This is a genomic window from Betaproteobacteria bacterium, from assembly GCA_016194905.1.
Taxonomy (GTDB): Bacteria; Pseudomonadota; Gammaproteobacteria; order Burkholderiales; family JACQAP01; genus JACQAP01.
This window is the reverse complement of the sequence record JACQAP010000016.1, coordinates 24,749-47,155: the sequence shown is the minus strand read 5'-3', so window position 1 is coordinate 47,155 and position 22,407 is coordinate 24,749. Positions and strand designations below refer to the sequence as shown.

Here is a 22,407-nt window from a genome sequence, read left to right as displayed (position 1 = left end):
GCTCCTGCTGGTGTGAGTTTCATTTGATGACTTACACGCCGCCGGCGTTGGCGATGATGCGCCATACGCGATTTGGCGAAGCCGGCATGTCCACGTGCGTCACACCGAGATGCTGGAGCGCATCGACGACCGCGTTGATCACGGTGGCGGGCGATCCGATGGTGCCGACCTCCCCGCAGCCCTTCACGCCGAGCTCGTTGTGCGTGCAGGGCGTGATGTGCGTTTCCACGGTCATCGCCGGCACGCTGTCGGCGCGCGGCATGCAGTAGTCCATGAACGAACCCGACAGCAACTGTCCCGAGTTGGGGTCGTAGACGCAGTCCTCGAACAACGCCTGGCCTACGCCCTGCACCACGCCGCCGTGGATCTGTCCCTCGACGATCATCGGATTGATGACCGTTCCCACATCGTCGACCGCAACGTAGCCGAGCAGTCGCACGAAGCCGGTTTCCGGATCGATCTCGACCTCGGCAATGTGCGCGCCGCAGGGGAAAGTGAAATTCACCGGATCGTAGAACGATTGCTCTTCCAGTCCGGGCTCGAGGATCTCCAGCGGATAGTCGACCGGAAAATGCGCCATCAGCGCGACGTCGCCGAACGTCTTTTTGCGGTCCGTGCCGGCCACCGAGAACACGCCACCCTCGAACTCGATGTCGCTTTCCGCCGCCTCCAGCATGTGCGCGGCGATCTTCCTGCTCTTGACGATCACCTTGTTGGCCGCCTTCGCCAGCGCCGAACCGCCGACCGCGGCCGAGCGCGAACCGTAGGTGCCCAGTCCGAACTGCACCTTGTCGGTATCGCCGAATACAATTTCGACGTTCTCTGCCGGAATGCCGAGCTTGTCCGATACGATTTGCGCGCAAGTGGTCTCGTGTCCCTGGCCATGGCTGTGCGTGCCCATCAGCACCGTCACGTGTCCCGTCGGATGCACGCGCACGGTCGCGCTTTCGAACAGGCCGCCACGCACGCCGAGCCGGATGGCGATGCGCGATGGCGCCAGGCCACAGGCTTCCACGTAGGTACACAAGCCGATGCCGCGAAGCTTTCCGCGTTTGGCCGCCTCCGCCTTGCGCGCGGGAAAGCCCTTCCAGTCCGCGGTGAGCAAGGCCTTTTCCAGGCAGCCGAGCGGGTCGCCGCTGTCGTAGTTCATCATGACCGGCGTCTGGTAGGGATAGGCCTCCTTGCGGATGATGTTGCGGCGGCGGATTTCGGCCTTGTCGATCTTCATCTCGATTGCGGCGACATCGACCAGGCGCTCCAGGCAGAACGTGGCTTCCGGCCGTCCGGCGCCGCGGTACGCATCGACCGGCAGCGTATTGGTGAATACGCATTTGACCTCGCAGTAGACTGTCGGCGTGGTGTAGACGCCGGCCAGCAGCGGACCGTACAAATTGGTCGGAATGTTCGGACCGAAAGTGGAAAGGTAGCCGCCCATGTTGGCGGTGGTGCTCACGCGCAGGCCGAGGAATTTGCCGTTCTCGTCGAGCGCCAGCTCGGCTTCGGTGACGTGATCGCGCGCGTGGGCGTCCGAAATGAAGCCCTCGCTGCGTTCGCACACCCACTTCACCGGCCGCCCGACCTTGCGCGACGCCCACGTGACCAGTACTTCCTCGGCGTAGTGAAACTGCTTCACGCCGAATCCGCCGCCGACATCGGGCGACACGACCCTGAGCTTGTGCTGGGGAATGCCGAGCACGAAATTGCCCATCAGCAACTTGGCGATATGCGGAAACTGGCTGGTCGTCCACAATGTGTGATGGTCGCGCGAAACATCGTAGTCGCCGATCGCGGCGCGCGGTTCCATCGGATTGCCGACCAGGCGGTTGTTGACGAGGCTGATGCGCGCGACGTGCGCGGCCTTCCTGAACGCGGCATCGGTCGCCGCCTTGTCGCCGATTTCCCAGTCGACGCAGACGTTGTCCGGAATGTCGTCGAAGACCGCTGGCGCGCCCGGCTTGAGCGCATCGAGCACGCCGACGACGGCGGGGAGTTCCTCGTAGTCCACCATCACCGCTTCGGCGCCATCGCGTGCTTCTTCGAGCGTTTCCGCAACCACGAACGCGACCGGATCGCCGACGTGGCGCACCTTGCCCTGAGCCAGCGCCGGATGCGCGGGTTCCTTGGTTGCGGCTCCGCCCTTGCCGGTGACCGGCCACGCGCACGGCAGACCGCCCACCTTGTCCGCCAACAGATCATCACCGGTGAACACGGCAACCACGCCCGGCAGCTTGAGCGCCGCGCTCGCTTCGATAGCCTTGAGGCGCGCGTGCGCATGCGGAGAGCGCAGCAGCACGCCGAAAGTCATGTTGTGGAACTTCATGTCGGCAACGTAATTGCCGCGCCCGAGCAGGAAGCGCATATCTTCTTTGCGGCGGATCGCCGCGCCGATGCCGGTCGGATTCGACGTGGCCGGACTTTTCATAGGTTGATCGGGCATGGCGTCAGGCTCCTTTTCCATTGGCATGCATCGCGCTGGCTCCCGCCATGACCGACGCGACGATGTTCTGATAGCCGGTACAGCGGCAGATGTTGCCTTCGAGCCAGTTGCGGACCGCCTCCGGCGACGGCTTGGGATTGACCCTGGCGAAATCGACCGCGCTCATGATCATTCCCGGCGTACAGAATCCGCACTGCAATCCGTGCTGCTCGTGGAAAGCCTGTTGCATCGGATGCAAGCCGCCGGCCGGCGCCAGGCCTTCGATGCTGGTCACGGACGCGCCGTTCAATGTCGCCGCCAGCGTCGCACAGCTTTTTACCGATGCACCGTCGACGTGTACGACGCAGGCGCCGCACTGGCTGGTATCGCAGCCGACGTGCGTGCCGGTGAGTCCGAGGCGTTCCCGCAACAGTTCGGATAAAAGTTCCTGCGGCGGCACATCCACCGATACCGGTTTTCCATTGAGTGTGAAACTGATCTGCATGTCCCGATCTCCTGGCAACGAATCCCTACGACAGAAGCAATGAGCGTTCCGAGCGCCAGGCCGCGACGACGCTGTCGCCGACCGTGAACGAATCGGAGAAGAATTCACGTTCGGGGACATAAGCAACGAACTCCGTCTCCCCGATCGCGTCGAGCATGACCTTGACGAACGCTCCCTGATATTCGATCGCGCGTATACGCGTGTTGATGGTGTTCCATCCCGCCTCGGCCGCCGGGCCGGGGCGGCGCAGATGGATGTCGTCGCGGCGCACCGCCAGATCCACCCGATCGCCACCGTGGACAACGGAGCGGTCCTGCAGCGGCACGACGATGGCAGCGGCATCCGGCGCGCTGACCACGAGGCTGGTGCCGTTGACGCTTTCGACTTTGCCGGAGAGCACATTCTGGCCGCCGAGAAATTCAGCGACGTAACGGTCGCGCGGCTGTGCATAGACTTCGCGCGGCGCGCCCGCCTGCTTGATCTTTCCCTTCTCCATCACCACCACGATATCGGCCAGCGCGATGGCTTCGACCTGGGTGTGGGTGACGTGCACGAAAGTGATGCCGAGCTCGCGCTGCATGCGCCGCAATTCGGTGCGCATCTGGATGCGCAACTGCTCGTCGAGCGCGGATAATGGTTCGTCGAGCAGCAGCACGCGCGGTTCCGTGATGGCGGCACGCGCCAGCGCGACGCGTTGCTGCTGGCCGCCCGAGAGTTGTCCCGGCAAACGGTTGGCCAGCTCGGTCAACTGCACCTTCTCCAGCATGGCATCGGCCGTCTTGTATCGCTCGGCCGACGGCAGGCCGCGCACGCGCAGCGGAAAGGCGACGTTGTCGCGCACCGTCAGATGCGGGAACAGCGCGTACGACTGGAACATCATCGCCGTGCGCCGCTCCACGGGCGGCAGGCCGACCACGTCTTCGCCGCCGATCAGGATCTCGCCGCCGGTCGGATCTTCGTGGCCGGCGATCATGCGCAGGATCGTGGTCTTGCCGCACCCCGACGGGCCCAGGAAGCAGCAGTACGCCCCGTCGGGAATTTTCAGGTTCACGCCGTCCACCGCGGCGACATTGCCGAAGTGCTTGTAAACGCCGGCGAGCTCGATATCTCCTGTCGTGACTGTCATTGTTGCCTGCCCAATTGGTTGGAACGCCGCTTCTGCATCAGGGCGATCGCACCGAGGCAGACGCCGATGATCAGAAACGAAGCCAGTGTCGTGACCGTGCCGAGCGCATACAGGGACGGCGAGGTCACGTTCAGCGTCATGCTCCAGATTTCGAGCGGCAGCGTGTTGAGCGGCCCGGAGGTCTGCAACGTGCGCGAGAATTCATCGTAAGAAAGCGTGAAACCGAACAAGGCGACCGCGACGATGCCGGGCGCGAGGATGGGGACGACGACCATGCGGATGATCTGCCAGCGCGTCGCGCCGAGATCGCGCGCCGCTTCCTCCCAGGCGCGGTCGAAACGCGACATCACCGCGAACATCACCAGTACGCCGAAGGGCAGCGTCCAGCTCAGATGCGCGCCCAGCGCCGAGGTGTACCAGCTCGCCTGCAGTCCGAGATACTGGAACAACAGGCCGACGCCGATGCCGAGCACCAGGCCGGGCGCCACCAGGCTGCCGATCATCAGATAGAACACCACGCCATCGCCCTTGAAGCGGTTGCGGAATGCGAGCCCCGCCATGAACGAGCCCACGACCGTCAGCACCGTCACCAGGATCGCCAGCAGGATCGAGCGCTCGAAGCCGCCCTTCACGTCGCCGGTGCGCACTTGCGTGAATAGGTCGACGAACCAGTGCAGCGACAGGCCTTTCATCGGAAACACCAGGCCGCCGCGCACGTCTTGAAACGACAGGACGTAGATGCAGATCATCGGCCCGTACAACGCCAGTACGTAAGTCGTGAACAACGCGGCCAGTACCCAGAACGTCCATGGCCGCCTGTTCTCGTCGCGATAGGTGGCTACGCGCCGCGCGCTCTTGGGAAAGCGGGCGATCGAGGCCGGATGCGCGCTCATCGCGCGATCTCCTTGCGCACGTCCACGGTGCGCAGGATCAGCGCGATCATGATGACGACCACCAGCAGCAGGACGACCGAGGCCGCCGCTGCCGGCGGATATTGCAACACCCCGATGTCCTCGAACAGCGCCGAGACCACCGAAGCCGAACCGCCGCCGCTCATGACCTTGACCACGAAGAAATCGCCCATGACGATCGACAACACGAAGATCGAACCGAGCGCGATGCCGTTGCGGCTGAGCGGTACGACGATATGACGCATGATCTCGAAACGGCTCGCGCCGGCGTCGCGCGCCGCTTCCAGGGTGCGCTTGTCGATGCGCGACATGGCGTTGAAGATCGGCACGATCATGAATATGGTGAGCTGGTGCGTGTACGCGACTACCACCGCGAAATCGGAGAAGAGCAGGAATTCAAGCGGCTGGTCGATGGCACCGGTCGAGACCAAAGCCGAATTGATCAATCCGTTCTTGCCGAGCAGCGGGATCCAGGAAATCATACGGATGATGTTCGAGGTCCAGAACGGCACCGTACAGAGCAGGAAGAGACCGATCGCCAGCAACTGGTTGCGAACGTGGAATACCAGGAAGTACGCGATCCAGAAACCGATGACGAGAGTCAGCCCCCAGGTCAGCACTGCGAACTTGATCGTGCTTAAGTAGAGCTTCCAGGTCAGCGCGGCGGTGAATATCGAGGCGTAGTTCACCAGCGTGAAGTGCGGGATCATGCCGCCGAAGCCGTCGTGCTCCAGGAAACTCGCCACCAGCACGACCAGGATGGGCACCACGAAAAACGGGATCAGCACCAGCACCAGCGGCGAGATATACAGCCAGGACGCAATGTTCCAGCGCGGGCCCTTGGCGCGCGAAATGTCGGCGCTTGCAATCATGAGGACGTCCGTTGTGGCGATTTAAGCGGCCGGACTTCTTCCGAAGCCCGGCCGGCAACGATTGGAAAGGGCGTCACGCCACCTTGAAGTCGTTCCAGCGCTTGTTCATGTACTGCGCTTCGTCCATCAGCGTGTTCCAGCACGAAATGTTGGTCACGCGATCCAGGAACGAGCCGCCGTCGCGCTTGGCACCGGCCTTTTCCATCGGTACGCCGTACGGATCCATGATGGCTTCCTTGGCGGGCTTGCCTTCGTACCAGTAATCGACTTCGTTCGGGCTCAGGAATTTCTTCGCGGTCGAAGGCACCGGGCTGTAGTAGCCGTAGCGTGCAACGAAACCACCCTGCCAGCCGGACAGATACCAGTTCAGATATTCGTAGGCCGCGTCGAGCTTCTTGCCCGACAGATGCTTCATCAACGCCATGCCGTTGCACCAGCCGCGGTAACCCTCCTTGCCGCCTTTCAGATTCACCGGGGCATAGATGCAGGGCATGCCTTTGACGCGCACCGCGGCCACGGCAGGCGACCACATCGACTGGATGATGACTTCGCCGGCCGCCATCAACTGCACCGACTGGTCGAAGGTCGTCCACGTCGCGCGGAAATGTCCCTGCTTCTTGAGCTCGATCAGGCGGTTGATGGTGAAGTCGATTTCCGACTTCGTCATGTTGCCCTTGTTGCCGTACTTGATCTCGCCGGCGCTCTCGAAGCACAGCGCGGCGTCCATGATGCCGATGGCGGGCACGTCGAGAATCGCGGCCTTGCCCTTGAATTCCGGATTGATCAGCTCCTTCCATTCGGTGATCTCGCGCTTGATCAGATCGGGTCGGTAACCCATCGAATCGGCGTTGTAGACCTGCGGCAGGAAAGTGCACCAGTCGGTGACGCCTTCATGCAACTCGGTTGCATCCGGCTTCGAAATGTACATCGCTTCATAAGGCGAGATGCCCTGGCGCGAGACCACCTTGCCGTTGATCTCGCCCTTGGTGAAGATCGGCAGGATATTGTCGAACTCCTTGATCTTCTTGCGCTCGATGCCCTGCAGCACGCCGCGCTTGGTGGCGAGTTTCGCCTGCCAGCCTTCGACGTCGGCGATATCGACGGTGTTAGGCTGCGTGACGAAGCGGTTGATCGACGCCGACGTGTCGAGATTCTGCATCGTCACCTTGAAGCCGAGATCCTTCGACGCCTGGTCGCCGATGGCCTTGACCACCGAGTACGACACGCCGACGTGGCGTAACTCTATGTTCTTGATCTCCTGCGACCAGATCAACGGGAAACCGGTGATCGCCTGCGCGCCTGCGACGCCGGCTGCCGCTGCCGCACCTTTCAGTATCGTCCTGCGGGCGGCGTCGACGCCGGAGTCGGGTGTTGCGGTGTCCCCTTCGATCGCCAACGCTGCTTTTTTCGGTTCAATGCCTTCGCTCATGATTTAAGACTCCCCAGATAAAGTCCAGACTCCTCGTTGCTTCCAGACGGTTGACGGATGTGCTGACTGTTTATGTGAATGCAGCCTAGCAATCGAAATTTGAAAAAGATAATGAGTAGTTGTTATCGGCGACTGCGAATTCCTGTTATGAGCTGAAGTTCGCGCTTGAACGCCACAAAAGCGGGCGCATAATCCCGGAGCCCGGCCCAATGCGGTGCACGGAACCCATCAAGGAGAGACGGCAACATGGAAATGAGCGGCGAGCAGCGCATCCCTCTTTCGCAACAGCGCGTGTGGGAAGCGCTCAACGATCCGGAAATCCTCAAGGCCTGCATTCCGGGCTGCGAAAGCATCGAGCGGGTGTCCGACAACGAATACAAGGTTGCGATGACCGCCGCGATCGGTCCGGTGAAGGCGAAGTTCAGCGGCAAGCTGGTGCTTGCCGATATGAATCCACCGAATTCTTACTCCCTCGCATTCGAAGGTTCCGGAGGTGCCGCCGGTTTCGGCAAAGGCAGCGCGCAAGTCAGCCTCGCAGCGGAAGGCAGCGGCACGCTGCTCACTTACCAGGCGAGGGCCAGCGTCGGCGGCAAACTCGCGCAGATCGGTTCGCGGCTGATCGATGGCGTGGCCAAGAAAATGTCGGATGACTTCTTCGCCCGCTTCAACAAGACCGTTGCACCAGAGGCGGAACCAATAATTCAGACGAACACCGTTCAACCACCCTCCAACGGGCCTGCAAAATTCGCCCTGCCAGTCTGGGCCTGGGTCGGCGGCGGCATCATCGTCCTGCTGATATTGCTGTACCTGGTCAGGTGAGCGAAGGGCCGGCGCGGTGAGCGCCGACGTCGTCATCATCGGCGCCGGCGGCGCCGGCATGATGTGCGCGATCGAAGCAGGCAAACGCGGCCGCCGCGTGCTGCTGCTCGACCACGCCGAAAAGCTGGGCGAGAAAATCCGCATCTCCGGCGGCGGACGCTGCAATTTCACCAACATCGACGCGCGGCCGGAGAATTTTCTTTCCGCGAATCCCGATTTCTGCCGCTCCGCGCTGGCACGCTACACGCCGCGCGACTTCATTGCGCTGGTGGAGAAGCACGGCATCGCCTGGCATGAAAAGAAACTCGGCCAGTTGTTCTGCGACGAGTCCGCGCAGCAGGTTATCGACATGCTGAAGACCGAATGCGACAACGCCCACGTGCAATGGTGCATGCCGGCAAAAATCGCTTCAATTGAAAAACGCGAACGTTTCCTGATCGCCACCAGTCGTGGCAAATTTGAAAGCGCATCGCTGGTCATCGCCAGCGGCGGATTGTCGATTCCGCAGATCGGCGCCAGCCCTTTAGGTTATCGCATCGCGGAACAGTTCGGCCTCAAGGTCACGGAGCTGCGGCCGGCGCTGGTCGGACTCACGTTCGCTCCGGAAACCCTGGCGCAGTTCGCCGACCTCTCCGGCGTTTCCGTCGATGCGGTAGTCAGTTGCAACGGCATAAACTTTCGTGAAAATCTGCTGGTGACCCATCGCGGCCTGTCCGGACCCGCCATCCTGCAGATCTCCTCGTACTGGCGGCCGGGCCTGGATCTGTCGGTGAACCTGCTGCCGGAGCGGGACGCTTGGGAAATCCTCGAGAACGCGCAAGCTTCCGAAAAACTGCTCACCAATGTGCTCGGCGAATTTCTGCCGCAGCGGTTCGCCCAGCGCTGGGTCGAATTCAATTTCGAGAACCTGCCGGTGAAACGGTTCAGTGCGCCTCGCCTTCGCGAGATAGCGGCGCGCCTGCGCGACTGGCGCATCCGGCCGAGCGGCACCGTCGGCTACAAGAAAGCCGAAGTCACGCTGGGCGGCGTGGACACCCGCGAGCTTTCGTCGAAGACGCTGGAAGCCCGCAAACAGCCCGGGCTGTATTTCATCGGCGAAGTCGTGGACGTGACCGGCCACCTCGGCGGCTACAACTTCCAGTGGGCCTGGGCCTCCGGCCACGCCGCCGGCCAGGCTGTTTAGAGAAAATTCTCAACGCAAAGGCGCAAAGGACGCAAAGAGCGCAAAGGAAACCAAGATCAAGAGAATTGAAAGTAAACGCCCGCAATTTTCCGAATGCATCGTCTATTTCAAAGCGGGTAGCTAACCGCAGAATATTTTCAACTCCCCTCTTTTCCTTGCCTTGCTTTCCTTTGCGTCCTTTGCGTCCTTTGCGCCTTTGCGTCAAGGTGTAATTACTTAAGCCCTAAATTGGGTTTGGCCGCGGTGGGCGGGCTGAATTAAAATGGCGGTCTTTCGCGCCTGGCTGTCCTGAACCGTCCGGCCTATCGATCAAAATAAAAGGGGGAGTGCAATGAATCAACTCGACATGAGAGGCCGCAGCGCCATCGTCACCGGCGGCGCTTCTGGCATCGGCTTGGCCATCGCCAAACGGCTCGCGCAGTCGGGTGCCAATGTGGCCATCTGGGACATGAACGAAAAAACCATGGCGGACGCGGCCAAGTCTCTGGGTGCGATAAAGACTCACACGGCGAAAGTCGACGTCACCAAGCTCGAACAGGTCGAGGCGGCTTTCAAATCCACGCTGGCGGCATTCGGCAAAGTCGACGCGCTGGTGTGCTCCGCAGGCATCGCCGGCATGAACGCGCCGGCCTGGGAACTACCCGCCGAAGATTGGCTGCGCGTGCACGACATCAATCTCAACGGTGTCTTCTATTGCTGCCGCACCGTTCTCCCGCACATGATCAAGAACAACTATGGTCGCATAGTCAATATCGCCTCGATCGCGGGCAAGGAAGGCAATCCCAACGCCGCTGCCTACAGTTCATCGAAAGCGGCAGTGATTGGGCTCACCAAATCGCTGGGCAAGGAAACCGCCAAAAACGGTATCACGGTCAACTGCGTGACGCCGGCTGCGGTCAGAACGCCGATCTTCGATCAGGTGCCGCAGAGCCACATCGACTACATGCTCGCCAAGATCCCGATGGGCCGCTTCGGCCTGGTCGAGGAAATCGCCGCCACCGTCTCCTGGGCCTGCACCGAGGATTGCTCTTTCACCACCGGCGCGGTGTTCGATCTCTCCGGCGGCCGGGCCACTTACTAAAGCGAGACTAGATCCAGATCTTGAACCACGGAGGACACGGAGAGCACGGAGGAAAAACAAGAACGAGGAAGATCAATGTGCGTATTGGAGATGTCAGTTTGCAAATCTGTGCGGCCAAACGTCACCGCAATAGGAACATCTGCATATGAAACCTCAATCCATCCATTTTCTTTTCTCTTGCATTTCCTCCGTGCTCTCCGTGTCCTCCGTGGTTCACGGTTTACTTTAAGGTGTAACTATGAAAATGAAAGCCGCAGTGATCAGGCAGATGGGTCTGCCGCAACCGTACTCGGACAGCAAACCGATGAGCATCGAAGAAGTCGAGCTCGACAAACCGGGACAGCGCGAAGTGCTGGTGCAGATCAAGGCGGCGAGTCTCTGCCACTCGGATTTGTCGACGGTCAACGGCGACCGCCCGCGGCAGATGCCGATGGTGCTCGGTCATGAAGCCTCCGGCGTGGTGCAGGAAGTCGGCGGCGGTATCAACGACCTCAAGGTCGGCGATCACGTCGCGCTGGTCTTCGCGCCGAGTTGCGGCCAGTGTCTCCCCTGCATCGAAGGCCATCCCGGCCGCTGCGAGCCGGGCCAGCAGGCGAACGGCGCAGGAAAACTGCTGAACGGCGGCATGCGCCTGCACCAGCATGGCGAGCATGTCTATCACCACGTCGGCGTATCCGCGTTCGCCGAGTACTGTGTCGTCAATCGCGGTTCGCTGGTGAAGATCGACAGCTCGCTGCCGTTCGACGAAGCCGCGCTGTTCGGTTGCGCGGTCCTGACCGGTGTGGGTGCGGTGTTCAACACCGCGCAGGTATTTCCAGGCGCGAAGGTCGCGGTTCTGGGTCTCGGCGGTGTCGGCTTGAATTCGTTGCTGGGTGCCATCGTCGCCGGCGCGCAACAGATCGTTGCCATCGACCTGCACGACGACAAGCTCAAACTGGCGAAAGAACTGGGCGCCACCGACACGGTCAATGCCAAAGACCCGGATGCAATCCAGAAGGTCAAGGACTTGACCGGCGGCGGCGTGCATTTCGCATTCGAGATGGCCGGATCGGTGCAGGCGATGGAACTGGCCTATCGCATCACGCGCCGCGGCGGCACAACAGTCACCGCCGGTTTACCGCACCCGGATCATCGCTGGCCGTTGCAGCACGTCAACCTGGTCGCCGAGGAACGCACCATCAAAGGCAGCTATGTCGGTTCCTGCGTGCCGACCAGAGACATCCCGCGCTACATCGATCTCTATCGCCGCGGCATGCTGCCGGTGAACAAGCTGATGAGCGACCACATCAAGCTCGAAGACATCAATGTCGGCTTCGACCGCCTCGCTTCCGGCCACACCGTCCGCCAGATAATAATGATGTAGGTCTACAACACACCTCAACGCAAAGGCGCAAAGAGCGCAAAGGACGCAAAGGAAACCAAAAACAAGAGATTGAAAGTAAACGCCGCTCATTTCTGGATGCATCGGATATCTCCGGACGTGGGTAGCTATCTACAGAATACTTTCCTTGCCTTGCTTTCCTTTGCGCACTTTGCGTCCTTTGCGCCTTTGCGTTGAGATTGAAATTGAGATTGAGATTTCTTAGATGACGTCCAAAACACCTCGTTACCGCGCCGACGACCTCGAAGAACTACTTAATGTGCGAGCATCCGAGGCGCGCTCTTCGACAGTTCAGTTTTTCCTTTCTTGCCCTCCTTTGCGTCCTTTGCGCCTTTGCGTTGAGAATTTGCTCTATGCCTGAATCATTACGTTACCGCGCCGAAGACCTCGTGCGCTTCGCCACAGCACTGCTCGACAAGGCAGGGCTGGAAGCCGACAAATCAAAAGTCGTCGCTGAAATCCTGGTCGAGGGCGACCTGCTCGGGCACACCACGCACGGCCTGCAGTTGCTCGCACCTTATCTGAATGATCTCGACAAAGGCGGCATGACGAAGTCGGGATCGCCGCGCGTGATCGCGGACTTCCCCGCGGCTGTGACCTGGGACGGCATGCGCCTGCCCGGTACCTGGCTCACTGCGCGCGCGATCGATCTCGCGCTGGAGCGCGCGAAGAAACTCGGCACCTGCACGGTCACCATCCGCCGCAGCCACCATATCGCTTGCCTGGCCGCGTATCTCAAGCGCGTGACCGACCAGGGCATGATGGTGATGCTGATCTCTTCCGGTCCCGAAGTCGGTGGCGTCGTGCCGCATGGCGGACGCGGCACCGGCACGCATACGCCGAACCCGATCGCGGCGGCCTGGCCGACGAAGGGCGATCCCGTGATGATCGACGTTTCGATGTCGATCACCACGCACGGACTGACCGGCCGGCTGAACAAGGAAGGACGCAGGCTGCCCGGACAATGGGTGCTCGATGGCCACGGCCATCCTTCCGACGATCCCGCCGTGGTCTTCAACGAACCGAAGGGCGGATTGCTGCCGATCGGCGGGCTGGATCACGGGCACAAGGGATACGCGCTGGGCTTGCTGGTGGAGGCACTGACGCAAGGCTTGTCGGGTCACGGGCGCGCCGATCCGAATGAAGGCTGGGCGGCGAATGTGTATATCCAGGTATTCGATCCGGCACTGTTCGGCGGCAGCGAGGATTTCGTGCGCCAGACCGAGTGGATCGCGAACGCCTGCCGCACCACGCTGCCGAGACCGGGTTTCGATCGCGTGCGCCTGCCCGGCGAATCCGGATTGCGCCGCCGCGAGCAACAGTTGCAGGACGGCGTCGAACTCTATCCGAGCATCCTGCCGTCGCTGCAAACCTGGAGCGAAAAGCTCGGCGTCGCCGCACCCTCGGCTATCGCCTAATCTAACCACACGCGCTAACCGCAGAGGACGCGGAGGACGCAGAGGAAATACTGAGGGAAATGTTGGGAAATTCTGAACAGTACCAACCTGGGCCACCGTGGCAGGTCGTATACCATGATCGATGAGTCGCCTCTACAATATCTTCTCCCTCTCCTTTGTTTTTCCTCTGCGTCCTCCGCGTCCTCTGCGGTGAGAGTGTTGTCTGAAAGTAGTAACTAATGCGAACGCCTGCGGAGCATCGCAAGGGCATCGCCATGATGGTCGGCGCCACGCTGTGCTGGGCCACCGCGGGCGTCCTCGTGCGCAACATGGAAGTCACCGACGGCTGGAAGATCGCTTTCTGGCGCTCCTTTTTCATGACGTTGTTCCTGCTGCTCGTGCTGTCGTTCCAGCACGGCTCGCGATTACTACACCGCGTTCATGCCATGGGCTGGCCGGGAGTTCTGTCCGGACTGCTGTTCGCGGGGATGATGATCAGCTTCATTCTCGCCCTGTCGCTGACCACCGTCGCCAACACGCTGGTGGTAGGCAGCATTTCGCCCTTCGTAGCTGCCGTGTGCGGGCGCCTTTTCCTCGGCGAGAAAGTCGCGCCGCGCACCTGGCTGACGATGATTGCGGCAATCGGGGGCATCATCGTGATGTTCTTCGACGCTCTGAGCGGCGACGGCTGGGCCGGAAATCTCATTGCGTTGTGCATCCCGCTGGGCTTCGGCGCCAACGTCGTCATTCTGCGCAAACATCGCACCGCCGTCGACATGGTGCCTTCGGTCCTGCTTGCCGGAATCTTCTCGATGCTGATCGCGTTGCCCTTCGCGCTGCCGTTGTCGGTGAGCACCGGCGATCTCGCTCTGCTGTCCGTCATGGGCGTCGTCCAGCTCGGCGCGGGACTGTTGCTGATGATGGTCGCGGTACGCCACCTCGCCTCGGCGGAGATCGGACTGCTGTCGATCCTCGAAATCATCTTCGGCACACTGTCGGTCTGGGTGCTGATCGGCGAACGCCCGAGCCAGGCCGCGCTGATCGGTGGCGGGGTTGTCGTAGGAGCGCTGGTTGCGAACCAGATAGCGAGCCTTCGGCAGGCGCGCCCCGCGTCAGTTTAAATCTTGAACCACGGAGGGCACGGAGGACACGAAGAAAAAAGAGGAAAGAACAGAAAGTTATAACGTGCTGGCGATCTGCAAATGGCGCCAAGTTGTTCACATTGTGATTGACCCCCCAAGAATATTTCTGCAGTTTCCTGTCCTGTCTCCTCCTTGCCTTTCTCCGTGTTCTCCGTGCCCTCCGTGGTTCAAGAAGTAGTTCCTAGCGGACACTCGTGACAACAGCCCGGCTAGCGCGTCTTTCGATGTCGATGGTCAGGGTCGAACCCGCCGGCTTTTCCAGTATGTACGTCCGGGGCGTATCGACAAAACGCGCGTGGAATCACCGCCGCCGAGCCACATAACTCTGTGCCTCTTTCAGAGCGGGCTGCCGCGTCCCGCCGTCAGCGACTTCGAGAAGCTCGGCATAGAAACCGCGCGCCATGGGTTCATCATCAAGCGTGCGTGCCGCGCGAGCGGCGCTCAGCAGGATGTTGAAACGCCGAGGATAGCGTTCTATTGCGCGCTGGTACGCCACAAGGGCCGCCGCCGGTTGCTCCTGCTCCATGAGAAGGTCTCCGAGGAGCTCGTCGGCGGGAAGAGTGGGTCCCGGCGTCACGGCATGCTTCGGCGTCGAGGCCTCGAGTTCCGAGTCCTCTATCATCAGCGCAACGCTGGCTTCCTCTTTTCCTTCCATGTGCGCGCGCCAGGCGCTCAACTCGAGGCGAAGCATCTGGATATTGCGGGCAAACAAATCTTCCCCCGCCTTGCGCGTCGCAGCTTCGAGTTCCCCGAGCCGCGCACCGATCGCCCTGGCCTCGTCGATTCTTCCCAGATGGGCCGCGCCCAGGCCGCGTGCAAACAGCGCTATGGCTTCGGGCCAGGCGAAACGATCCCAGTCGAGGGTCGCGGGCTCGCGGGGAACGATCAGCTCGGCAGCGCTCCAGTCGCGCCGCTCCAGCACATAGCGCGCTTGCGTGGATGCCAGGTGAAAAGCCGTCTTGAAAGTGGGTTCCAGCCGGGCCCTTGAACGCAGTCGCTGCAACTGCACGGCGGCTTCTTCGTCCGCACCTTTCTGCAGATAGGCATAGACGAGGTACTCGATCGCATGGGGGAACTCGTCCCAAACGAATTCTCCGTGGTCTCCCGCGGGGTACTCGAGAGCCGCATCCGCCGCCAGCAGGTTTCCCCGGATCACCCCATCCCAATCGCCGAGGCGCGTATAGATATGCGTCGGCATATGCAACGCGTGTGGGCTGCGCGGAGCGGCCGACTCGTATTTGCGCGTGATCTCCAGCGATTCGCGTTCGCGACCCGGTGCGTCGTTGGCGTGGACGAGGTAGTGCATCGCGCCCGGATGGTCCGGATTGCGCTCATACACGCGGAGCAGGATTTCGGCGGCGCGGTCGGAATACGCCCGGGATGTCGCATCGGAGGGAGCGACGGCCAGATGCGCCAGGGCGTAGAACGCGGCCGCCTCAGCGTCATCGGGGAAGGCGGCATAAATTTTTTCCGAGGCCTGTTCCCACCGGCGGATGCGCAGCCAGTAATCGGACGATGCCGGATCTAGGAAGAACGCCTCCGCTGCCGCCACGAAGAGCCGTTCCCGCTCCGTCGGCGGCTGCAGGGCTTTGGCCTTCTGCACCTCCTCCCATCCCCGCTGCAGCGCTTCGGGTCGCGGCCGCGTCGGCCACAGCGGCTGAAACAGCGTCATCGCAATGCCCCAATGCGCCATCGCGCACTGCGGATCGGTCGTGGCAACGTGTTCGAAAGCCTCCCGCGCTTGCGGATAGGTCATGTGATGCAGGAAGGCGACCGCGCGATTGAACTCGACCTGGGCGTGATCGGAGCACGTGACGGGAAAGACAACCGTACCTAAGACATGGCCGGCGTGTTGCTGGCCCTGCCCTCGTGTTTCGGCGGCCCAGCTTCCAAGCAGGACGACCGTCAGACCGGCAGCGAGGTACACGAAGACAGGATGACGTCTTCGCTGCACTGACTTACCCGGTTTCCGCTCGGGGAATTTGCCGCTTGTCATACATGCTCATCCATTCGCTTCGCGGCTCATCATGATCCGAGGCCGAACCACCGGGCACGGCGACTCGAGCCAAAATGCTCCTTGTCGGCACGCAACGCAACCGCCGGCTCGTGGTAGGTACCGGTCGGTTTGGGGCCGGAGAAGAAATCTACGTCCACGCGGCCAATCCGGCCTGCGCCGAATTCGATGTAACAGGAACCCGCCCCGCCATAAAGACCGCCCTGGCCGTTGCCCCGAATTTGCGACAAGAGGGACATGGCGACCGCCTTGGCGGCGCCCTCGGCGAATACGCCCGCCTTCGGCGTTCCCGTATTGGCAATGTCACCGACCGCGTAGACATTCGGGAATCTCGTTTCCAGCGTTCTCGGGTTTACCGGCACCCAGCCGTTTTCCGCCATGCCGCTGGCCTCGACCACCGCCGGTGCACGATGCTTAGGCACCCCCAGGAACAGTTCGTAAGGCAATTCGCTGCCGTCGTCGAGTTGCGCAACACGACGGCGTGGATCCAGCGAGGCCACGCGCCGATTGGGCATGAACCTGATGTCGCGTTCGGCAAAGGCCGCGATCAATGCCTTGGAAGTCTCTGGCGACGGCGGCACCGGACTCGGTAGAGGCAGGACCATCGTGATTTCACATTGGCTGCGAACACCCTTCGTCGTCAGGTAGTCGTGCAGCAGGAGCGCGCATTCGCTTGGGGCTGGCGGACACTTGTACGGCGCCGCGGATACACCGACGATGGCGCGGCCTTTCGAGAAGCCTGGCAGGATTTCGCGCACGCGCTCGGCCCCGGTGACGGAATAGAACTCGTTGCCGCCTTCAGCCAGCCCGGGGGTGGCGCCCATGTCATAGTCCGCACCCAGAGCGACGACCAGGTAGTCGCAATCGTAGGTCCCGGCATCGGTCGTGACACGCTTGGTTGCGGGATCGATAGCCGTGACGGTTTCCTGCAGAAGGCGTACCCCCAGCTTGACGAAGTTCCGATACGGCAGGCGCACCGCCTCCAGCGAGGCGCGGCCGAACATCACGTCAAGCTTCGAATAGCCGAATATGAAGGCGTCGCTCTTGTCGATGAGAGTCACCTCGACCTGATCGCCCATGGCTTCCGAAAGGATTGTGCTCAACTCCAGGCCGCCGAAACCGGCGCCCAATACTGTGATTCGTGCGCTCATATGTAGTATTCCTCCCGGGTTGACCGATGAAGCTCAGTATCGAAAACGGCAAGCAGCTGGTCTGTGAGGAAAGCAATGGTCAGGGTCGAACCCGCCGGCTTCGATGTCGTAAGCGATGCGCGTCGCGGCATCGGTAAAGGCATCACAGCCTGCTGCCGCCGCAAGGAGGAGCGGGAGCGGTAACCATCGGTTTCTCATGTGCTCACGATTGATCGGTCCAGTACTCGTTCAAGGCTCGAACAATCTGAGGGTGTGAGAACGCATAGCTCTCATCCTCCAGAATGAACAGCAGATAGGCTCGAACGGCCTTGCGTTGGGCCGGTGAAAGCAAAGTATATTGGCCGATGCTGTAATCATTGAGATAGGCAAGCTGAAAAGACAGGTCCTGAAGATATCCACCGCTCAACCCTGCAAGGAGGAATGCAGGCAGGTGGAACCTCATGCCCTCCGCATCGAAGAAGCTCAAGCTGCTGTAGCACGCATTCAACTCAACGACCGATATGCGACTCCAATCGTTCTTTTCGTCGTTCGCACGATAAGACGAGCATGTCTCCGCGTCTGCATAGTCGTCGAGGCCTTGTGCCTCCCGCAGCCCGACGCCGTTTCCCAGCGTCACGTTTGAGAACGCCTCCTTGATGAAAGCGGCAATCTCCTTTGCATTGATTTGACGCTCGGCAGGCAATGCTGCGTCCCGATTACATTGCTCAGCCTTCGGGTGTGATGACCTGGATGTGGTCGCGGCAGACATTCAGGAACGGCGCGGCCAGCACGCGGCGCTCGCCCGCTTCCCAGACCTCGGCGTCGGTGACCGCGATGAAATTCTTCGCCTCGGTCATGTAGTCCGTGACCCGCGCCCCCGGCACCAGTTCGATATATCCCTTGATCCGGTAGCTGCCGGTAAGAATGATCACTTTCGTCTTGTTCTGCTCCGCCATGAAAGGTTCTCCTTCTGTTTTTCAGTTCCGTGCCGGTGCACTCGGGCGCGATCGAGGCGTGTTGATAATTATTGGGCAGATATGAAATCAGGTTTGTGAAGCTGTAATTTGGCATTGAATTCGATCCATTATGCACACTGCAGGCCTGAGCTAGCCCGTTACCCCTAAAGGCCGTCAATATCTTCTGAAAGACTATTGATCGCTTCCTTTTGCTTGTCGAAATTGGTTGATGATGTCCACGCGCTGAGATGCGCCACTTCCTTGTCCCCTTCCATTAATGTGTGCCGGTACGTTATGGACATCTTATTGCTGCCCTTGAGATTGCCGGTTACATCAAATCGGAAAGCGTGCTTGCCATGCACTTCCAATTGCATAATTTCAGACTGTACGGAATTATCCAATCTGCTTGCTTGATCGGCGCGTTTCGAACTGGCGTATTCCATCAAATCGGTAATTTGCTCTCTATTGACGGCAATCAGAAATAGCCCGATGTCCTTAGTCCGATTTACTGCGTGCAGGATGGTTCCATAGGCCACCATAGCTGGGTTGAGTTGCTTTGTTTCCCATCCAGCACCTAACGGAAGACTGACTTTGGTAGGGTGAGGAGTAGTTGAACCCTTTATCCTTTGATAGTTCCAATACTGCGCGAATTGGCATATTGGGATCTTTGCATCGGCTGGATTTTCCTGAGATTTCCGTTATCGTGCCCACGGAGCCGTCCGGCAGATACACCTTATCGCCAACTTTCACATCTTCACGTATGCAGTTACTTCCTTTCGCGCCTGTCATCGTGTCGCTGACCTTGTCGATAACGGCACCTGGTATAAAGACAAAAAAAACATCCGTGAAGCATAAAAAGGGAAACAGCTGATACAAACAGCACAAACTTTCGAGCATTCTGCATGGCGTTCACCTTTGATATGCAATCTGGGAGTCGATCCAATGGTACATGCTGAAATCCACGATTAATCCGGTCGGACCACGTCAAGCTCCTGTTGCATCGGCACTATCTCGCCAAAGATGCGTGTTATTCGGCCTTAGAGGGCCACGTTTATCGCTAAAACGAGACGTATAGGAGCTGCCCGGTTCCCGAAGCGTGAAGATTCCATCCGCTTCTGCAAGCTGTCGATGAGATGCACGATTGCCAAGCGCTGCCTTCATTTTGTTCACATACTCCCGACTGCCGACTGCGATGGCTTCGGACCATCATTCATCGCGCGCGCCCATCCCTGCACCAAGCGCTTCGTCCACCCACTCGCGGTGGGCTTTCTGAAATTCCGCTACGGTCGAACATCCCGTGAGCGCACTTAAGGCGGCGAGATCGACGATGGCGTAGCGCTCGGGAGGCGCCTGAATCTCGCGATAGCCGCTGTGCAGCCAATCCGCAGGATGTTTCACCACTCCGGCGCGCACCATGTTTAAGTCAACGTAAACCAGGCAGCGCCGGAGATATTCGTCGGCGTCGACTGCCGTCGTGTGATAACGGTCCTCCCAGTACGTGCCTGCGCGTGCCTTGCGCTGGTTATAGTCCCGGGCGGTGCGCCCTGCTACCAGCTGAATGCTTTGGGAGATCACGCCGGGAGCGGTGTCCCTTATCAGCAGGTGAACGTGGTTGGAGGTGACTGTGTAATTGAGTACGCAGAGCCCGAAACGCTTTTTCGCCTCGAAGAGCCAGCGAACATAGTGCTGCCGATCTCGCGCGAACTTGAGAAGAAACGCCTTCTGATGACAGCGGTGCGTGATGTGCCAGATCTGACCAGGCAGAAAATGGCGGTTGGCGCGCGACATCGCTTCTCCTTGAAGCGTGCGTTTGGGCTTCAAAAACCAGCCTCTAAGCGTCTGAAGCGCCCTTAATATTACGGCCTTGCGCAGAAAGATCAATGTCATACGATGGTCCGACTGGAACTAAGGACTCAAGCGGAGTTGGGGCTTAAAAGCGCCGTTGATAATGCTCGTTTCGAGATGGCGCAGGACTTCGTCGTCTGACTCAAAGTCATGCGCGTTTAGCAGAAGTTGATCACGCGCCCCTTCTCGCTCAATGCCATTCTGTATATATACGGCGACCTGTATTTTTCTATTTTGAACTTGGGTGAGGAATGCGGCTATGGCGATCTCTTGTTCAATCCATACTGACGCGCGCACGTGCTCCCTAGATCTTGTCGCAACGGTTCCTCTATGGTGCATCACTGCAATTAGCCCCACGCATTTGTTAAGTGAGCCGAAAATGTGTCTCGATAATCCATCGAGAGAATTTTGCTTTTGCGCGAAATATCCCGTGCACGGGGAAAGGTGTTTGTCGATTAACTGAACGATTGAGTTACCAAGGGCAATTTCCTCGTTCGTAGCCTGACCACAACTAACGAAAATAATCGGCGGATCGGTGTTGGAAAATGCGAGAGATGGTCGATACGCTAAGGAGTCTACGTATAGGTCTATTTCGCCATTTATTTCCTGCTCAGCTTGAGTTTGCGTCGAGCTTAGGGAAAGATCTTTTCCAAATCCGACTCTGGCGACTATGTCTATAGCGATATCCGTAAGTTCAACTGCTGCCTCTCTTCGATAAATTGAGACTTCGTGTTTAATGTCAGTGGCTAGTGTTTCTGTTCGAGGCGCACCGAGCAATTCGTGCGCTCTACGCAGGCTCGCCCAGGCAATCCTATTTCTTTCCAGTAGCTCTTTCGCGCATTCTTGAAAAACCAATTGAGCGGTCATACTGGACATTGCGACTCCCCGCACTGACATATCGCTTAGGATCTCGCTGACCTTCGCGCGTAAAGGGTCGCGCCTGGCGCTAATGGCCGGGTGGATCAGGTTGCGAGCGCGTTCGGCGATCTTTTGATCAAGCATTCCGGTATCCGGTCGGATCGCGTCTAGCTAATTCCGCTCCAAAGAATCCATCGGATCAAAAACTTGAGCGGCCGCGTGACGTATAACCAGGGTACTAACCAAACCGCCAAACCCTGCAGGATGCGAAAAGCATAGATCAAACAACCGGCGCTGGATACCGTACGCCAAACGAGGGTCCCCGGTGCCGATTCCCGGGAATCTGTACCATTCGCCTCTGCATTGACGTGGAGGACTAATGGATCTCACGGCGCGAACCGCGGCCTGCAGCTAGATATTCATAAATGACCCACGGAGGACACGAAGAGCACGGATACCCTCGCGATAGCGTGGAGTACCCTTTTAGGAAAGGCAAACACGAATCGGATAAAGGGATTCGGAGATGTAGTCATCGACAGCGCCACGAATTTGGCACGGTCTACAAATCATCACTACTCCATAACCTATCTTTTTTGTTTCCATTATTTTTCTCCGTGTCCTCCGTGTTCTCCGTGGTTCATGAAGTAGATTTGAGAAGGAGGAGAGAATGGATCTGACGAAGCGCCTCGAAAAGTACTACGCCGCCGCAGTGCACGACGTGCTGCGCGGCATGGGCTACGCGCAGTGCGTGCTGCCGCATACGATCAAGCCGCTCGATCCGACGAAGAAACTCGCGGGTGAAATCTACACGGTGAGCGGTTATATCGACCAGACCCGCGATGCGCACGACACGCTGGTGCAGTGGACCGGGCTGCTGTCGAAGGCGCCGTCGGGCAAGGTGATCGTGTGCCAGCCGAACACGCACATGGTCGCGCTGATGGGCGAGCTGTCCGCCGAGACACTGCATCACAAAGGCGTGCTCGGCTACGTCGTGGATGGCGGCTGCCGCGATACCGAGTTCATCCTCAAGATCGGTTTCCCGGTGTTCTGCAGCTTCAACACGCCGTCCGACATCGTCGGCCGCTGGGTCCCGGATCGCTTCGGCCAACCGGTTACAATCGGCGACGTCACGATATGCACCGGGGACTGGCTGCTCGCCGATCGCGACGGCGTGGTCATCATTCCCGGTAAAATTGCGGAACAGGTGGTAAGCAAAACGGAAGAAGTGCTGCTGACCGAGAACCAGGTGCGCAGCGCCATCCTCGGTGGCATGGATCCGCAGGAAGCGTATCTGAAGTTCGGAAAGTTCTAGTTTCTTAGGTTGCAAGCGGCCGCTTCGCAA

At 59.8% G+C, this 22,407-nt stretch carries 19 protein-coding genes and 1 pseudogene; 7 read left to right on the top strand and 13 right to left on the bottom strand.

Features of this window, described 5'->3' with window-relative positions; all coding sequences use genetic code 11:
- Window positions 1-31: 31 nt before the first annotated feature.
- The 6 genes from HY067_10005 to HY067_09980 all read right to left on the bottom strand — a co-directional run bounded on the left by HY067_10005 (window position 32) and on the right by HY067_09980 (window position 7,259).
- A complete protein-coding gene (locus HY067_10005) occupies window positions 32-2,422 on the bottom strand; it encodes a molybdopterin-dependent oxidoreductase (protein ID MBI3528291.1) in 2,391 nt (796 codons plus the stop codon).
- Between the two features lie 19 nt (window positions 2,423-2,441).
- Window positions 2,442-2,921 carry a (2Fe-2S)-binding protein gene (locus tag HY067_10000; protein MBI3528290.1) on the bottom strand — a complete coding sequence of 160 codons (480 nt, stop codon included), beginning with the start codon at window positions 2,919-2,921 and terminating at the stop codon, window positions 2,442-2,444.
- A gap of 25 nt (window positions 2,922-2,946) precedes the next feature.
- Window positions 2,947-4,047 carry an ABC transporter ATP-binding protein gene (locus HY067_09995; GenBank protein ID MBI3528289.1) on the bottom strand — a complete coding sequence of 367 codons (1,101 nt, stop codon included), beginning with the start codon at window positions 4,045-4,047 and terminating at the stop codon, window positions 2,947-2,949.
- Window positions 4,044-4,940, bottom strand: a complete 897-nt coding sequence (locus HY067_09990; protein MBI3528288.1) for an ABC transporter permease — start codon at window positions 4,938-4,940, stop codon at window positions 4,044-4,046. Before HY067_09990 ends, HY067_09995 begins: the two co-directional genes overlap by 4 nt.
- The gene (locus HY067_09985; GenBank protein MBI3528287.1) at window positions 4,937-5,830 is read right to left on the bottom strand and encodes an ABC transporter permease; all 894 of its coding nucleotides are present in this window, start codon (window positions 5,828-5,830) and stop codon (window positions 4,937-4,939) included. The genes HY067_09990 and HY067_09985 overlap by 4 nt, the downstream gene beginning before the upstream one ends.
- A gap of 73 nt (window positions 5,831-5,903) precedes the next feature.
- On the bottom strand, window positions 5,904-7,259 hold the full coding sequence (locus HY067_09980; protein MBI3528286.1) for an extracellular solute-binding protein: 1,356 nt from the start codon (window positions 7,257-7,259) through the stop codon (window positions 5,904-5,906).
- A 246-nt stretch (window positions 7,260-7,505) separates the two neighbouring features.
- On the opposite strand from HY067_09980, the gene HY067_09975 reads away from it, so the two are divergent.
- The 6 genes from HY067_09975 (at window position 7,506) to HY067_09950 (ending at window position 14,241) form a co-directional block, all read left to right on the top strand.
- Window positions 7,506-8,078, top strand: a complete 573-nt coding sequence (locus tag HY067_09975) for a carbon monoxide dehydrogenase subunit G (GenBank protein ID MBI3528285.1) — start codon at window positions 7,506-7,508, stop codon at window positions 8,076-8,078.
- A 16-nt stretch (window positions 8,079-8,094) separates the two neighbouring features.
- Window positions 8,095-9,261 (top strand): NAD(P)/FAD-dependent oxidoreductase, encoded by a 1,167-nt coding sequence (locus HY067_09970; GenBank protein ID MBI3528284.1) that lies wholly within the window; start codon window positions 8,095-8,097, stop codon window positions 9,259-9,261.
- A 331-nt stretch (window positions 9,262-9,592) separates the two neighbouring features.
- Window positions 9,593-10,342 (top strand): SDR family oxidoreductase, encoded by a 750-nt coding sequence (locus tag HY067_09965; protein ID MBI3528283.1) that lies wholly within the window; start codon window positions 9,593-9,595, stop codon window positions 10,340-10,342.
- Between the two features lie 238 nt (window positions 10,343-10,580).
- Complete coding sequence (locus tag HY067_09960; protein MBI3528282.1) at window positions 10,581-11,705, top strand: zinc-dependent alcohol dehydrogenase family protein; 1,125 nt, start codon at window positions 10,581-10,583, stop codon at window positions 11,703-11,705.
- Between the two features lie 371 nt (window positions 11,706-12,076).
- On the top strand, window positions 12,077-13,141 hold the full coding sequence (locus tag HY067_09955) for an Ldh family oxidoreductase (GenBank protein ID MBI3528281.1): 1,065 nt from the start codon (window positions 12,077-12,079) through the stop codon (window positions 13,139-13,141).
- 218 nt (window positions 13,142-13,359) lie between these two features.
- Complete coding sequence (locus HY067_09950; GenBank protein ID MBI3528280.1) at window positions 13,360-14,241, top strand: DMT family transporter; 882 nt, start codon at window positions 13,360-13,362, stop codon at window positions 14,239-14,241.
- 322 nt (window positions 14,242-14,563) lie between these two features.
- Here HY067_09950 and HY067_09945 read toward each other — a convergent pair whose 3' ends face one another.
- From HY067_09945 to HY067_09915, 7 genes and pseudogenes are all read right to left on the bottom strand, one after another.
- Window positions 14,564-16,216, bottom strand: a complete 1,653-nt coding sequence (locus HY067_09945) for a hypothetical protein (GenBank protein ID MBI3528279.1) — start codon at window positions 16,214-16,216, stop codon at window positions 14,564-14,566.
- A gap of 71 nt (window positions 16,217-16,287) precedes the next feature.
- Window positions 16,288-17,427 carry an FAD-dependent oxidoreductase gene (locus tag HY067_09940; GenBank protein MBI3528278.1) on the bottom strand — a complete coding sequence of 380 codons (1,140 nt, stop codon included), beginning with the start codon at window positions 17,425-17,427 and terminating at the stop codon, window positions 16,288-16,290.
- Between the two features lie 202 nt (window positions 17,428-17,629).
- A complete protein-coding gene (locus HY067_09935) occupies window positions 17,630-18,109 on the bottom strand; it encodes a hypothetical protein (GenBank protein ID MBI3528277.1) in 480 nt (159 codons plus the stop codon).
- A gap of 22 nt (window positions 18,110-18,131) precedes the next feature.
- Window positions 18,132-18,362, bottom strand: coding sequence for a hypothetical protein (locus tag HY067_09930; GenBank protein MBI3528276.1), 231 nt, complete (start codon window positions 18,360-18,362; stop codon window positions 18,132-18,134).
- Between the two features lie 164 nt (window positions 18,363-18,526).
- The gene (locus HY067_09925; GenBank protein ID MBI3528275.1) at window positions 18,527-18,901 is read right to left on the bottom strand and encodes a hypothetical protein; all 375 of its coding nucleotides are present in this window, start codon (window positions 18,899-18,901) and stop codon (window positions 18,527-18,529) included.
- 445 nt (window positions 18,902-19,346) lie between these two features.
- Window positions 19,347-20,150 (bottom strand): annotated as a pseudogene (locus HY067_09920) (transposase).
- Window positions 20,151-20,267: 117 nt separating this feature from the next.
- Complete coding sequence (locus HY067_09915) at window positions 20,268-21,209, bottom strand: hypothetical protein (GenBank protein ID MBI3528274.1); 942 nt, start codon at window positions 21,207-21,209, stop codon at window positions 20,268-20,270.
- A 523-nt stretch (window positions 21,210-21,732) separates the two neighbouring features.
- Between HY067_09915 and HY067_09910 the strand changes: the two genes are divergently transcribed.
- Window positions 21,733-22,377, top strand: coding sequence for an RraA family protein (locus HY067_09910; protein MBI3528273.1), 645 nt, complete (start codon window positions 21,733-21,735; stop codon window positions 22,375-22,377).
- Window positions 22,378-22,407 lie beyond the last annotated feature (30 nt).